The following is a 13,061-nucleotide window of genomic DNA, read 5'->3' on the forward strand; positions in this document are numbered from 1 at the left end:
TTAACAGGCTCCACCAGTTCTAAGTATCCAGCAAGTTGGACTATTAGCGATCCATGAATTTTTTGCTGGGGAAGCGATAGCTGAAGCTTTCACATTGGATTGATCGATTGTGTATGAAAATCCGTTCATTGAGCTGATACCACTTGCGGTAATGATAAAAGCTGTTGCTGTATTAGTTGAATTACAGGAAAAAGTGAAATACTTACTAGGTGTAGCTGAAGCGCAACCTAGAGGAGTTCCAGCATATGTATGATTGTCTTGATAGAACTGCTCCATCTGTACACGTCTTGTCGATAGCTCTGAGGTTGCATCGGAAATTTTTGCGCGAATCACATAGTCTTGATAGGAAGGTAATGCAATAGCTGAGAGAATGCCAATAATTGCCACAACAATCATTAGCTCAATCAGTGTAAATCCTGCATTCTTGGAACTATCCATAAAATTAGTCTTGTAAAAGTCTCTCAGTGATGAACTGTCGGTGATGTTTTGAGCAATCGGTGTAATAAGCATTTTTACCCTTTCTTCCTAAAATAATATTGCCAAGATCAAAATACAAAGTCGAACAGTATCCGACAATCGGTAAATATCCGAGTATAAAGGGTAAACCAACATTATTATCGGGCTTGAAATTCCCTTTATGCTAAAATTATTCCAATTTATAGTTTTGAGTTGATAAGAATAATGTTGAGGCTTTTAAATCTATCTACGCTTTTTTCCACATGCTTGCTAAGCCTTGTTTTATCAGCATGTGGTACTAAGGGTCCACTTTACATTCCCGAGAAAAAATATCCACAGACAGCGAGCCAAGGTCAGCAGCCGCAGACTGAAAAAGCAAGTTCTACCCAACCCTAATCCAATCCAGCATGAATTCCTTTACCCTGAAAAATGGCGAACTGCACGCCGAAAATATTGCATTGAGTAAGCTAGTTGCTGAGTTTTGTACGCCTTGTTATGTGTATTCAAAAGCAGTGCTTGAATCTGCTTATGAGTCTTTTAAAGCAGGATTTGCGGGCACAGATCATTTAATTTGTTTTGCAGTTAAAGCGAATCCGAATATCGGCATACTTAATCTCTTTGCGCGACTTGGTGCAGGTTTTGATATTGTCTCAGGTGGTGAGCTCGATCGTGTGCTGGCTGCTGGTGGTGACCCGAAAAAAATCGTGTTTTCTGGTGTTGGTAAAACCGAAGCTGAAATGCGCGCAGCGCTTGAAGCTGGTATTTTCTGTTTCAACGTGGAGTCTGATGCAGAGCTTGAGCGCTTGAATAGAGTAGCCGCTAGCCTGAATAAAATTGCGCCAGTGTCGTTGCGCGTGAATCCCAATGTAGACGCAAAAACCCACCCATACATATCCACTGGCTTAAAGAATAATAAATTCGGCGTGGCGTATGAAAGCGCCTTCGCGCTTTATCAGCATGCAGCCCAATTACCGAATATCGAGGTGCACGGTGTTGATTGTCACATCGGCTCCCAGTTGACTGAGCTTTCGCCTTTTCTGGATGCGTTTGACCGTGTACTCGCGCTGGTGGATCAACTCACCGAAGCGGGCATTCACGTTAAGCATATTGATGCAGGCGGTGGCATCGGCATCTGTTATGACGATGAAACTCCGCCTGATTTTTCAGTGTACGCAAAAGCCATGCTGGAAAAGCTGGGCAATCGCAAAGTAAAGCTGGTATTTGAACCAGGCCGCGCCCTGGTCGGTAATGCAGGTTTGTTGCTCACTAAAGTGGAATACCTGAAAGAAACAGAAGCCAAAAACTTTGCGATTGTAGATGCAGCGATGAACGATTTAATGCGCCCTGCCTTATATGATGCTTATCACAATATTGTACCTGTGAAGCCTAGAGCAACTGAAGGCAAAGTCTATGAAATAGTCGGCCCAGTTTGTGAAAGTGGTGACTTTTTAGGCCATGACCGCATGCTAAGTTTGGCAGAGGGCGACTTGCTTGCGATTATGTCAGCTGGCGCATATGGCATGAGCATGAGCTCAAACTACAATACGCGCCCACGTGCTGCTGAGGTGATGGTTGATGGTGACAAGGCTTACCTGATTCGCGCACGTGAAACTGTTGCAGAGTTATTTGCCTTGGAAAAACGCATTCCTTAGCATAATTAGCAGACGTAAAAAAAACCGCAGATATTACGCTGCGGTTTTTTATTATCAAAATTCTAGTCAAAAATCACTGTCTTATTTGCATATAAAAGTATGCGGTTTTCAATGTGCCAGCGCACTGCCCTTGATAATACAATCCGCTCCAAATCGCGTCCTTTTTGAATCAAGTCTTCGACTTGGTCACGGTGCGATATACGATCAATATCTTGTTCTATAATCGGCCCCTCATCCAACACTTCGGTCACGTAATGACTGGTAGCGCCAATCAGTTTCACGCCACGCTCAAAGGCTCGGTGGTAGGGCCGCGCACCGATAAATGCAGGGAGGAACGAGTGGTGGATATTGATAATACGTTCAGGGTAGCGTTTGACGAATTCGGGCGACAGAATCTGCATATAGCGCGCTAATACAATCAGATCAATATCAAGGCTATCGAACAAGGCAAACTGCGCCGCTTCAGCTTCAGCTTTTTGGTCTTTTTTAACTTCGATGTGATGAAACGGAATGCCATAGAAATTGGCAAGGCGTTCAGTATCACGGTGATTACTGATAATGACTGGAATATCACATGCCAGTTCACCACTTTGATGGCGGTGCAACAAATCTGCCAGACAGTGGTCATATTGCGAAACCATAATCGCTAGACGTGGGCGTTTTTGACTGAGTTTCAGTTGCCAAGTCATATCAAAGCGCGTTGCTATTTCGTCAAAGCGCTCCGCAAAATTATCTGGCTGTATGGCTGAGCCATTCAAGTCCCATTCAACACGCATGAGAAAAAGATTATTTTCTGCATCCTGATGCTGGTCCGCATGCAAAATGTTAGCGCCATTGCGATAAAGAAAATCCGCGATGCCTGCTACGATGCCTTTTTGGTCAGGGCAGGTCACAAGTAAGGTTGCAGTGTTTTTAGTCATGATGCTTCATTTATTTTCAAAGTCTGGATGATGAAAGCTGGAATTTCCACTTAAGGCTGCATTATAGCAACATTAAGCCCCACGACAGTCATATCGGAAGTGCAAGACTACGGCGGTTGTGGTATCTTTTAGTGGCTTATTCTTAACTCTGTATCGCTTATAAATATGGCTCAAAAGCTATATCGCCACATGTGAAAAAACAACTACCTTACTTTTTGCTGGTCTTTTTACTACCTGTCATTGCCGTGCTTTGGTGGTGGGGTCTATTTTCTAGCGCTACATTGCAAGTAAGTAGCGAGGGCGATTACCGTTACGCTTATCTTGATGCACAGGGTGTCTATTCGAAGCTGGTCAAAAAACAGGATGAAGTATTGTTTGAACTCAAAAAACAAAATATCACGCCAGGTGCTGAAGTGACGTTGTTGATGTCAGACCCAAGAACTACCCCGCATGATGACTTGATGGCACAAGCTGGATTTATGATAGGTAAAGACGTAAACCCTTTACCTCCACTCAAGGTCAATACAATAGCTAAACGTGAAGTAGTAGTAGCTGAAATTAAGGCGCATCCATTACTTGCTTATGGCAAGGTATATTCAGCCTTACTGGATTACGCCAAGCAGCATAATACTGGCTTGCATTTACCTACATTAGAGATTTATGAGCATAGTGTTTTGCGTGTAGAGATGCCGTTCGATGAGCAACCGTTGCCTACTCAATTAAAACCAGATGCAGCAAAGACAAACAAGACCGAAAGTTTAAACCCATGAACTTTATCGCGCTCATCGGTGCGCTTGCGCTGACTTATTATCGTCCACATCAACGACCAGACTGGTTGAAATCCGTATTTCTGCCTTATGCGCATTTACTTGAGCGTAACTTCAATGGTGGCAAACGCAGGCATGGTTTGATTGCATGGCTGGTTGGCGTGTTTCTGCCCGTATTAATTGTCGGGTTTGCCTACTTCGTATTACTGGAGATTAACGCCTTACTTGGTATTTTGTTTGGTGTTGTTTCGCTTTATTTAATTTTACGCTTCAGCCATTTTAGTCAGCGTGCCGAAAACATCGCTAATGCCTTGCGTGACCGCAATATTGACCAAGCACGTGCACTACTACATCAGTGGGAAGGCGCAGAGTCGGCCAATTACACCTCTGCAGAAGTCGCGCGCATCAGTATAGAAACTACTTTACGGCGGGCGCATCATGGCTTGTTTGGGCCTATTTTCTGGTTTGTACTGTTGGGGCCTGCTGGTGCTTTGCTTTATCGTCTTTCTCACATTCTGCAACTCGAGTGGCCGCTGGAAAAAACAAATCCATTCCATCAGTTCTCACATCAGGTGTTTGAATGGCTGGACTGGCTGCCCACCAGAGTCACCGCTGGCGGTTTTGCCGTAGTCGGCGATTTTGAAGACGCTGTTTATTGCTGGCGTACCCAAGCTGAAGCGTGGAAAGATAAAGCCATAGGCATTATTCTCGCCAGTGGCGCAGGCGCACTGGGCGTGCGTTTGGGCGAGCCACTCGCGTTTAGGGGCATATTGGAATTTAGGCCAGAGCTAGGCCTAGGTGATGAGGCTGATGCAGATTATGTACAAAGCGCAGTAGGCCTGGTATGGCGTGTGTTGGTACTCATGGTGAGCCTGCTATTGCTGCTCACATTTGCACACTGGCTAGGAAACTAAAAGTTAGAAAATTAAAATGGCCAGTGATATAAACATTACCCTTGCTAACCCACGCGGATTTTGTGCAGGGGTTGATCGTGCAATTATTATTGTAGAACAAGCGCTGGAGAAATTCGGCGCGCCTATCTATGTACGTCACGAAGTGGTTCATAACAAATTCGTCGTGGATGAGTTGAAGCGCAAAGGCGCTGTATTCATAGAAGAGTTAGATGAAGTGCCAACGGGCAACACAGTCATATTCAGTGCACACGGCGTTTCAAAGGACGTGCGCGCAGATGCTGAATCTCGCGGGTTGCGTGTGTTCGATGCCACTTGCCCGCTGGTCACTAAAGTGCATGTTGAAGTGGCTAGAATGCTGGCTGCTGGTCGCGAAATTATCATGATTGGCCACAAAGGCCACCCAGAAGTCGAAGGGACGATGGGTCAAGTGCAAGCAAGCGATGGCAAGCCAAGTATGTACCTGGTTGAAACGCCTGATGATGTTGCGTCTTTGGAAGTACGCGACCCAGCTAAGTTGGCTTACGTCACCCAAACGACACTTTCAATAGATGATGCAGCCTCAATTGTGAGCGCTCTTAAAGAGAAATTCCCTCAAATCAGCCCACCACGCAGTGATTCAATTTGCTACGCCACCCAGAACCGGCAAGATGCCGTTAAGGTTCTGGCAAAAGATTGTGACTTAGTCATTGTGGTCGGCTCACCCAATAGCTCAAACTCTAACCGCCTGCGCGAAGTCGCGCAAAACCAAGGCATAGAGTCTTATATGGTAGATAACGCCACGCATTTGGATCCTAGCTGGATCATAGGCAAAAAACGTATTGGCATATCGGCGGGCGCTTCTGCCCCTGAAGTGTTGGTAAAAGAGGTGATTGCAAAATTGCAGTTGCTGACGAATGCTGAGGTCAACGAACTGCAAGGCGTGATTGAAAACGTGGTATTCCAGTTACCAAGAAACCTTACTGCAGCTTAATCGCTGAGCAATGAAAACAATAAAAAATGGCGCTTGAAGCGCCATTTTTTATTGTTTTGAAGTTACATACCTATTTCTTCAAGTTATCCAAAGCCCAAGGCGTTTGTGGATTCACAGCCAATGTGAATAATCCGCCAGCAATCGCTAGGTACAACATCAATATCTCAAGTTGGAAGCCAAGTATGTAGGCAAGAAACAATGAGAACACACCCATCACATAAGCAGCTATCTTGGTTTTATAGCCAAAAAACAAGGCTAAGCCACCGATAATCTGTATCAGGATAAATAGCGGAGCAAAAACGCCAGGCAAATTGAGATTGGCCAGCAGCATCTGGTATTTGGTATAGCCGTCTGGGTCGCTAATAATAGAAAGCAACTTAATCACGACTGCACCTAGAAAAATCTGGGAAAGTAAAATACGGCCAATAAAACTAATGAATTTATTCATAACGACTCTCTTAATCAATCTAACTGCGATTGTGAATGTAGGTTTAATTGCAACATCGGCATCATGCCCGTAAGCTAGACATGCTGCAACAATTGCTTACATCTTTGCAAAAGTCTGGAGGTTCAAATGTCTAAAATCCCAATAATCTACATTGTTTGTTGTATGGCAATGCTTAGCGCATGTTCGCCTGCGCCAGACAACACGCCTAAGATCGCTGAAGATGCACGCAATGTATTAGATAAAGCCAAAGCTGTAGATGGCACAGTGCAGCAAAATACTGAAGATACCAAAAAGAAGATTGATGCAGAATCAGAATAAATCACAGCCATTGTTCACGGTGCAAACAACTACATGGCAGGCCAGCCAGACCGCCCTGAAAACTATCCGGGAGCAAGTATTTATCAACGAACAGCTTGTACCTGTCGAGCTCGAATGGGATGAGCAAGACGCATCAGCGATTCATCTCTTAGCCACAGGCTCAGAATCCAAGCCAATTGGGTGCGCACGGGTACTAGAAAACGGCAGCATAGGACGCATGGCAGTATTGACGGGATGGCGGAATTTAGGCATTGGCAAAGCATTATTATCCACAGCGATCAATGTCTGCCGTGAACATCAATATTCAACAGTCACGCTATCAGCACAAACCCATGCAATTGGGTTTTATGAAAAAGCAGGCTTCACGATCTGTAGCAAAGTATATCTGGATGCAGGGATTCCACATCGCGATATGGGACTTAAACTGGATTCTTAGTCATTTCCCCATCTAAACTTTTCAAGTTTGCTGATAGCCACATGCTTCGGTAAAATATATGGGTTATCTCCACACCCCACTGAAAGAAACCACCCATGTCAAAAATCATTTTTAAAGCTGGCGAAGCCACTGTATATAGCGAAGGCAAAGACGTTACCGCAGCGATGCCAGAAATCCTAATAGGTACGGTTGATGGCCCAGTTGGCGCCGCATTTGCCAACATGATGGCACAAAGTAAAGGCCACACAGCCATGTTTGCTGTACGTGATATCAACCAACTGGTGCGCCCAGCCACCATGATGGTACCTAAAGTCACTTTAAAGGGTAGCACCGATGTGGGCTTGTTTGGTGGCGTGGTACAAGCCGCTGTGGCCGATGGCATTGTCGATGCAGTGATTGAAGGCATCATCCCTAAAGATCTAGCGAATGATTTATGTATTGTCGCCTTGTTGTGGATTGATCCAGGCTGTATTGAGCTGGAAAAAGTCGGTACATTAGATAAAGCCGATATGTACAAAAACAACTATGAAGCCATCAAGCTGGCACTTAAGCGCGCCCTCAATGACGAGCCGAGCATTGATGAGCTGATCGCAAATCGCCACAAGATTAAGCATTGCATGTGGGACGAAAGCTGGGGCGAGATTTAAACTTAGCCATATATCGGCCTGAACGTTATTGCTCTCGCTTGCCGTACTATTCGTACTGTCAGCACTCAAGCACCTAGTTCAGCCACGATATCTGACTAAGTTTTGAATCAGTCAGACAGTCAGATATAAATAATAAAAGCAGCCTAGGCTGCTTTTATTATTTCAAACTCTTCAAAATATTTCTCACGGGTGTTGGTAATGCAGCGTCTATGGCATCTTCTATTGGTAACCAGATAATATTCGGCGCATTTGCTTGTAATGGTTTGTGAAGAAGTTGAAGTGGCTGCGGCGTGATTTCAAGCTTGAAATGAGTAAAAGCATGGTTAACGAGAGGCAAAGGTTCTTCTACTTCGGTCTGCAAGCCAAATCGGCTGGCAGCGACTTCAACGGCAATCTCGTGCATACCAATTTCTGGCAGGCTCCATAAGCCGCCCCAAATGCCACTAGAAGGTCGCTTTTCAAGCATCACTTCATTTCCATTAAGCAATAACAGCATGGTCGTCTGCTTTTGTGGACTAACTTTGCGTGGTTTTGAAGCTGGTAACTCTTTGACGCGATTTTGTTGATATGCGCTGCAAGTTGAGTTAAGTGGGCACAACAGGCATTTAGGTTTCGACCTGGTACAAAGCGTGGCACCCAAGTCCATCAATCCTTGGGTATAGGCTACCATACCGTGCTCTGGTAGCAAACCCTCTGCTAAAACCCATAGCTGTTTTTCTACTTTGGGCAGACCTGGCCAACCCTCCACCAGATAGTGGCGTGCCAGCACACGTTTGACGTTGCCGTCCAAGATAGTCTGGGGCTGATTAAACGCAAATGAAGCTATCGCCGCCGCTGTTGAGCGACCTATGCCAGATAACTGCTGGATGACCTCAAAGTCTTGAGGGAATTGCCCACCATGTTCCGCCATGATAGTTTGCGCAGCCTTGTGTAAATTTCGCGCGCGCGAGTAGTAGCCTAGGCCACTCCAATATTGCAGCACCTCTTCTTGCGTTGCATTGGCGAGGGTAGCAATATCAGGAAAGCGCTGCATGAATTTAGCGTAATAGCCAATCACGGCGGTGACTTGCGTCTGCTGCAACATGATTTCGGACACCCAGATAGCATAAGGGTCACGTGTGTTCTGCCAAGGCAGATCGTGGCGGCCATGCACTTTTTGCCAGGCAATCAGGCGGGTTGCGAACTCACTCATATACGCACAATTCTAAAATCAAAACCCAAGAAGCTTATTCAGTTTTTTCTTGGCTTTGTCTTCGGCAGTTTCTGGCTTTTGTTCTGGCGGAGGTGCGACTTGCGTAGCCGAATTCGCTGGTGCGGCATCCTGCTTTTTATTACCACCGAGCAATGATTTCAAGGCATCCTGTTTATTACCACCCACCAGATTTTTAAGTGCTTCGCCTTGGCTGCCACCTACTTTATCCAGCAGTTTTTTCTGCGCAACACCAGTAGCAAGCGAGGCGAAATCTATCTTGTATTCGGGCTTGGCGAACGTGCCAGAGAGTTTGACGGGGACAGTGAGCCCGTTCAAATCATCCAGATCTTTACCACCCTGGCCTTTGAGTGAATTAACGATAGTTGGCTTGGCGGTGTAATTGAGGGTTTCGTTGGCAATATCAATGTCGCCGTTGCCTGTAATGCGAAACAGCGGCGCTTTCATACTCAAGTCTTCATTGTGCGCCACGCCGTTTTTAATATTGAAACTGGCGACCATTTCGCTAAAGTCGGTCTTTTGAGTTTTATCGCCAGCTATCTTGGTTTCAGACTTAAAAGCGCTCAGCTTATCTTTTACGCCGCGGATTGTGCCCGCGATATCAATGCCCTTCACTGCCCCATCAGCCAGATTGAGCGAAGCGCTACCGTTGAGCGACTTTTTTAGCACGCCTACCGTTGCACCTTGTGTTGTTACATCAAGATTTAACGTGCCCTTTCCGCTCAACATATCGTTATTAATCGCGTCAGTGAGTAACGGGCCAATGGCAATGCCTGTCATGCTTTGTTTGACTGAAATCACAGGCGTGCTGCGCGCGTCCACCTTGAGCGAGCCATTCATGTTGCCTTCATAAAGTTGCGCAGAAAACGGTGCTAACTGTGCCACGCCATCATCTGCCTGCAGCTTGATGCGCACGTTGGTAGATTTCACATTAGCAAGCTTGAGCCAGCCTATGCGCAACTCACCATTAGCGTTAATGTGTTTCAGGGCACTTAAATCGACAGGCGCATCTGGATTGGGTTTTACGGCAGGTGTCTTGCTTTCAGATTTGGTGATGTACTTATCGGCATCTAGCTTATCAATATCCACATCAAAATGATAAGTCGGCTGGACAAAATGAATCATCCCCACATTGCCGCTTACCTTGGTCTGATCGAAATTCAGCTTAAGGCTGCTAGTGATTTGCTCTTGCTTGATGTCAGCATGCGCATTCAGTAAAAAATCGGCTTGAATGCCGCCATTGGGAAATGTCGCGTCTTTCAATTGCACTTGGCCCGCAAGCTTGGGCAAATCAAAAATCAACTTTTCAATATTGCCCGTGAATGGTGACGAGAACTTGCCTGTAATTTCACGCGCGCCCTGTTTAGCTGAAAGATCGCCACTAATACTGCTGCTCTGCACAGCAGTTGGCGAGCCTGTAACATCAGCCAACAGCAATGTGGCTTTTAAAGTATCGCTCCCTTTTTCTTGCGATAGGCTGACCTGGGCACTTTTACCGCTGACTGTGTTGTTTTCTACTTTTAAACTAGGCATGGCAAGCTCAGCATTCACAGAGGCACCATCCAGATTACCCTTAGCTGCCAGCTTCAAACCCTCTACCAGTAATTCCATGTTTTCTGCTTTGGCATCAATATCACCAGCTAGCGTGATTTCTGCTTTGGTCAAAGTTGCAAGATCACCTGCTAGTTTTGCAGCTAGGCCTTTAGCCACAAAGTGCTTGTTATCTGGGTCAGCCATGAAATTGCCTTTGAGTTCGGCGTCAACTTTTAGCTTTGGTTTGCTGGCCTCTAATGTGAAGTCGGTCGCCATATCAAACGGCGTTGCAAGCGCCACATGGCCTGTCGTCAAATTAAGATTGCTGATGCTGTATTTTGCATCGGCCTGCTGATCGTCAAAAGCGAGGGCAGATTTGCTGATTTTCACGCCATCAATATCAAACTTGATCTGCTGGGAGTCTTCTTCATCCTTGCTCATCAGATCATCGAAATTGGTCGTGCCATCTTTGTAGCGGATGATATTGGCCTGTGCGCCATCCACATAAATGGTATCCACCACCAACTCTTTTTTCAGTAAGGGCAACAACGCCAGCGAGACTTTCACGCCTTCAACCGAGGCAAAGATGGCTTCGCTATTATGTTCAGAAATGGATAATTTACCGAGATTCGCACCGATTTTTGGCCAAAAAGCGAGCTTGATGTCACCGTCCAGATGCAATGTGCGCTGCTTTTTATCTTGCACCAGCTTGATAATCAGAGGCTTGTAATCATTGGGGTTGAACGTTGCTGCGATATAGCCTGCAAATAGAATGACGAGTAGTAGCAAGCCTGTAAGGGTGAATAGCGTGTACTTAAATGCTTTGTTCATGTTGCGCTCCTCAAATTCAACTGACTCTTAATCTAGCCGCAGTTCGCGTTTTTATGAAAGCCAACGCATGACCGCAGCAGAGCCCCAATACCAGGCAGCAAAGGCAAATGCTGCAAAATAAACAGTGGTAAACACCAGCCAGAAGAAACTAATAAATACCATCAAACCATCATCTTCGAACTGGCTAATACAGTAAAAAAGAATCGCGAAGCCTGGCAATACATTATTGAATGGCAGTATGAGAAACGGTATAGCCATCAATCCGCCTGCAGTAATCAAAATGAAGGCGCCGATTTTTTTGCCTCGCTCACCTTCGACTAAAAAAGGGAAGCGTGGACGAGTAAATCGCGTACAAAACCAGACCAACTTGATGCAAACCTTGCCTAAAATTCGCCAGGTCTTTTCACTCATAGCGATTTTATTGATCTGCTGCGGCAACACGGGAGACTCATTGCCACGCCACATCTGCCAGCCCAGAATCGCGAAAGTAAAACCACCAATCACCGTCAATGGCCCCAGTGGAACAGGCTGCATAAAGGGCAAGACCAGTATCAGGGCAATCAGTGTGTAAGCCGTTTTATCCAGCGTATCTAACGCTTCGCCCAAAGTGAGCGGTTGCGTTTTTGATTGCTCGGCAAAGCCATTCAAAATGGCTATGATATTTTTGTAAGTAGTCAAACGTGAGGGCTTATCAAGAACCGTTTAATACAAATAATAGGCAAGTACAACGATGCCAAACGCAATGCGATACCAAGCGAAAGCCTTGAAATCATGCTGCGCTACATAGCGAATCAGCACACGGATGGCAATCAATGCACTGACAAAGGCTGTGATAAAACCCACAGCGAATATGCCGATGTCGTCTTTTGATAACAGACCGCCACTTTTATAGACATCTAATATTGTGGCGGCAACCATGATGGGCACGGCCAAAAAGAATGAAAACTCGGTGGCTGTTTTGCGCGATAACCCAAACAGCAAGCCGCCCATGATAGTTGCGCCTGAACGCGAAACCCCAGGGAACAATGCCAAACATTGAGCAAAGCCAACTTTAAGTGCGTGCTTCCAGTCCATGTCGTCCACGCTTTGCGTATCGGCCACTGGCAGGCGTTTTTCAATAAAGAGAATGGCGATACCGCCAGTGATCAAGGCAATGGCGACTGTAATCGGAGAAAACAAATATTCTTTAATCGCATGGTGAAAGGCCAAACCAAACACCGCAGCCGGCATAAATGCAATCAGCAAGTTGACCACCAAACGCTGCGAGGCTTGTTCTTTAGTCAGGTTGAATAACACATGGCTAAATTTTTCGCGATATTGCCAGCACACCGCGAGTATCGCGCCCAGCTGGATGACGATCTCAAATACCTTGCCGCGCTCATCATTAAAATTGAGTAGGTCACCTGCGATAATCAGGTGGCCTGTGCTACTGACGGGGATGAATTCTGTTGCGCCTTCTACCAGACCGAGAATGAATGCTTTAAAGAGTATGAGGATTTCCATCGATGATTTTGTCCAAAAAGATTAAGTGATTATTTTAATAATGACACTGCGCGCATCATCAAAGCAGATTGGCTTTGCGGCACTTTGCCATCATGTGTGAGTTTATCCACGACTCTTGGTAGATAGTCTGCGAGCAATACTGCAACCTCTTTGCTACGCAGGTCGAATTTATTGCCGATTTCAGTCAAGGTATCTTCGCCCAGCGCTTTTTTGACTTGCGCGGCGGTGAGTGGCAGGTTTGCGCCATCACCAATCCACGATTCAACCTGTGCTTCAAAACCAGCATCACTAAACTTAGCTAATACACCAGGCAAACCACCATGCTGGCTCAACAAATCTAGTGCAGCTTGTACTTTAGGGGCATGTTCACCTGATAATTTGTTAATGACTGAGCCAGAAATACGATCAAATAAACCCATTTTTTCTTACCTTACTATTTTTCTTGCACTAGTTTTG

General features: G+C 45.7%; 16 protein-coding genes. 8 read left to right on the top strand and 8 right to left on the bottom strand.

Annotated elements, in window-relative coordinates; all coding sequences use genetic code 11:
* The gene (locus ZMTM_RS12555; RefSeq protein WP_318840505.1) at positions 1-510 is read right to left on the bottom strand and encodes a type IV pilin protein; all 510 of its coding nucleotides are present in this window, start codon (positions 508-510) and stop codon (positions 1-3) included.
* A 171-nt stretch (positions 511-681) separates the two neighbouring features.
* Here ZMTM_RS12555 and lptM point away from each other — a divergent pair, with 171 nt between their 5' ends.
* Both lptM and lysA read left to right on the top strand, forming a co-directional pair.
* Positions 682-852: an LPS translocon maturation chaperone LptM gene (gene lptM, locus ZMTM_RS12560; protein ID WP_221764167.1), complete on the top strand. Its 171-nt coding sequence runs from the start codon at positions 682-684 to the stop codon at positions 850-852.
* An 11-nt stretch (positions 853-863) separates the two neighbouring features.
* Entirely contained in the window at positions 864-2,108 is a 1,245-nt protein-coding gene (lysA, locus tag ZMTM_RS12565; protein WP_221764168.1) for a diaminopimelate decarboxylase, read from the top strand.
* Between the two features lie 62 nt (positions 2,109-2,170).
* On the opposite strand, the gene purU is transcribed toward lysA, so the two are convergent.
* On the bottom strand, positions 2,171-3,028 hold the full coding sequence (purU, locus tag ZMTM_RS12570) for a formyltetrahydrofolate deformylase (RefSeq protein WP_221764169.1): 858 nt from the start codon (positions 3,026-3,028) through the stop codon (positions 2,171-2,173).
* A 191-nt stretch (positions 3,029-3,219) separates the two neighbouring features.
* Here purU and ZMTM_RS12575 point away from each other — a divergent pair, with 191 nt between their 5' ends.
* Genes ZMTM_RS12575 through ispH form a run of 3 tightly spaced genes read left to right on the top strand, consistent with a single transcriptional unit; the run spans position 3,220 to position 5,679 of the window.
* Positions 3,220-3,798 (top strand): AraC family transcriptional regulator, encoded by a 579-nt coding sequence (locus ZMTM_RS12575; RefSeq protein ID WP_221764170.1) that lies wholly within the window; start codon positions 3,220-3,222, stop codon positions 3,796-3,798.
* Positions 3,795-4,709: a CobD/CbiB family protein gene (locus tag ZMTM_RS12580; RefSeq protein WP_221764171.1), complete on the top strand. Its 915-nt coding sequence runs from the start codon at positions 3,795-3,797 to the stop codon at positions 4,707-4,709. The genes ZMTM_RS12575 and ZMTM_RS12580 overlap by 4 nt, the downstream gene beginning before the upstream one ends.
* 16 nt (positions 4,710-4,725) lie before the next feature.
* Positions 4,726-5,679 carry a 4-hydroxy-3-methylbut-2-enyl diphosphate reductase gene (gene ispH / locus ZMTM_RS12585; protein ID WP_221764172.1) on the top strand — a complete coding sequence of 318 codons (954 nt, stop codon included), beginning with the start codon at positions 4,726-4,728 and terminating at the stop codon, positions 5,677-5,679.
* Positions 5,680-5,749: 70 nt separating this feature from the next.
* On the opposite strand, the gene ZMTM_RS12590 is transcribed toward ispH, so the two are convergent.
* Positions 5,750-6,127, bottom strand: coding sequence for a DoxX family protein (locus ZMTM_RS12590; RefSeq protein WP_221764173.1), 378 nt, complete (start codon positions 6,125-6,127; stop codon positions 5,750-5,752).
* A 126-nt stretch (positions 6,128-6,253) separates the two neighbouring features.
* On the opposite strand from ZMTM_RS12590, the gene ZMTM_RS12595 reads away from it, so the two are divergent.
* The 3 genes from ZMTM_RS12595 (at position 6,254) to fae (ending at position 7,528) form a co-directional block, all read left to right on the top strand.
* Positions 6,254-6,445 carry a hypothetical protein gene (locus ZMTM_RS12595; protein WP_221765737.1) on the top strand — a complete coding sequence of 64 codons (192 nt, stop codon included), beginning with the start codon at positions 6,254-6,256 and terminating at the stop codon, positions 6,443-6,445.
* Positions 6,429-6,881 carry a GNAT family N-acetyltransferase gene (locus ZMTM_RS12600; RefSeq protein ID WP_221764174.1) on the top strand — a complete coding sequence of 151 codons (453 nt, stop codon included), beginning with the start codon at positions 6,429-6,431 and terminating at the stop codon, positions 6,879-6,881. Before ZMTM_RS12595 ends, ZMTM_RS12600 begins: the two co-directional genes overlap by 17 nt.
* A gap of 95 nt (positions 6,882-6,976) precedes the next feature.
* Positions 6,977-7,528, top strand: a complete 552-nt coding sequence (gene fae / locus ZMTM_RS12605; RefSeq protein WP_221764175.1) for a formaldehyde-activating enzyme — start codon at positions 6,977-6,979, stop codon at positions 7,526-7,528.
* 157 nt (positions 7,529-7,685) lie between these two features.
* On the opposite strand, the gene mutY is transcribed toward fae, so the two are convergent.
* The 5 genes from mutY to ZMTM_RS12630 are packed head-to-tail and all read right to left on the bottom strand — an operon-like array spanning position 7,686 to position 13,024.
* Positions 7,686-8,720, bottom strand: coding sequence for an A/G-specific adenine glycosylase (mutY, locus tag ZMTM_RS12610; protein WP_221764176.1), 1,035 nt, complete (start codon positions 8,718-8,720; stop codon positions 7,686-7,688).
* Positions 8,721-8,738: 18 nt separating this feature from the next.
* Positions 8,739-11,102 (bottom strand): AsmA family protein, encoded by a 2,364-nt coding sequence (locus tag ZMTM_RS12615; RefSeq protein WP_221764177.1) that lies wholly within the window; start codon positions 11,100-11,102, stop codon positions 8,739-8,741.
* Between the two features lie 51 nt (positions 11,103-11,153).
* Complete coding sequence (locus ZMTM_RS12620) at positions 11,154-11,780, bottom strand: exopolysaccharide biosynthesis protein (protein WP_221764178.1); 627 nt, start codon at positions 11,778-11,780, stop codon at positions 11,154-11,156.
* Between the two features lie 24 nt (positions 11,781-11,804).
* Positions 11,805-12,605, bottom strand: coding sequence for an undecaprenyl-diphosphate phosphatase (locus tag ZMTM_RS12625; RefSeq protein ID WP_221764179.1), 801 nt, complete (start codon positions 12,603-12,605; stop codon positions 11,805-11,807).
* A gap of 29 nt (positions 12,606-12,634) precedes the next feature.
* Positions 12,635-13,024, bottom strand: coding sequence for a YidB family protein (locus ZMTM_RS12630; RefSeq protein ID WP_221764180.1), 390 nt, complete (start codon positions 13,022-13,024; stop codon positions 12,635-12,637).
* Positions 13,025-13,061: the final 37 nt, after the last annotated feature.

This window comes from Methyloradius palustris, assembly GCF_019703875.1.
GTDB classification, from domain to species: Bacteria; Pseudomonadota; Gammaproteobacteria; order Burkholderiales; family Methylophilaceae; genus Methyloradius; species Methyloradius palustris.

Bases quoted from the DNA above. Each gene is read 5' to 3' on its own strand.
- ZMTM_RS12580 (WP_221764171.1), top strand. From the start codon at position 3,795: ATGAACTTTATCGCGCTCATCGGTGCGCTTGCGCTGACTTATTATCGT.
- lysA (WP_221764168.1), top strand. From the start codon at position 864: ATGAATTCCTTTACCCTGAAAAATGGCGAACTGCACGCCGAAAATATT.
- purU (WP_221764169.1), bottom strand. From the start codon at position 3,028: ATGACTAAAAACACTGCAACCTTACTTGTGACCTGCCCTGACCAAAAA.
- ZMTM_RS12625 (WP_221764179.1), bottom strand. From the start codon at position 12,605: ATGGAAATCCTCATACTCTTTAAAGCATTCATTCTCGGTCTGGTAGAA.
- mutY (WP_221764176.1), bottom strand. From the start codon at position 8,720: ATGAGTGAGTTCGCAACCCGCCTGATTGCCTGGCAAAAAGTGCATGGC.
- ZMTM_RS12595 (WP_221765737.1), top strand. From the start codon at position 6,254: ATGTCTAAAATCCCAATAATCTACATTGTTTGTTGTATGGCAATGCTT.
- ZMTM_RS12615 (WP_221764177.1), bottom strand. From the start codon at position 11,102: ATGAACAAAGCATTTAAGTACACGCTATTCACCCTTACAGGCTTGCTA.
- ZMTM_RS12630 (WP_221764180.1), bottom strand. From the start codon at position 13,024: ATGGGTTTATTTGATCGTATTTCTGGCTCAGTCATTAACAAATTATCA.
- ZMTM_RS12600 (WP_221764174.1), top strand. From the start codon at position 6,429: ATGCAGAATCAGAATAAATCACAGCCATTGTTCACGGTGCAAACAACT.
- ZMTM_RS12555 (WP_318840505.1), bottom strand. From the start codon at position 510: ATGCTTATTACACCGATTGCTCAAAACATCACCGACAGTTCATCACTG.
- lptM (WP_221764167.1), top strand. From the start codon at position 682: ATGTTGAGGCTTTTAAATCTATCTACGCTTTTTTCCACATGCTTGCTA.
- ZMTM_RS12590 (WP_221764173.1), bottom strand. From the start codon at position 6,127: ATGAATAAATTCATTAGTTTTATTGGCCGTATTTTACTTTCCCAGATT.
- fae (WP_221764175.1), top strand. From the start codon at position 6,977: ATGTCAAAAATCATTTTTAAAGCTGGCGAAGCCACTGTATATAGCGAA.
- ispH (WP_221764172.1), top strand. From the start codon at position 4,726: ATGGCCAGTGATATAAACATTACCCTTGCTAACCCACGCGGATTTTGT.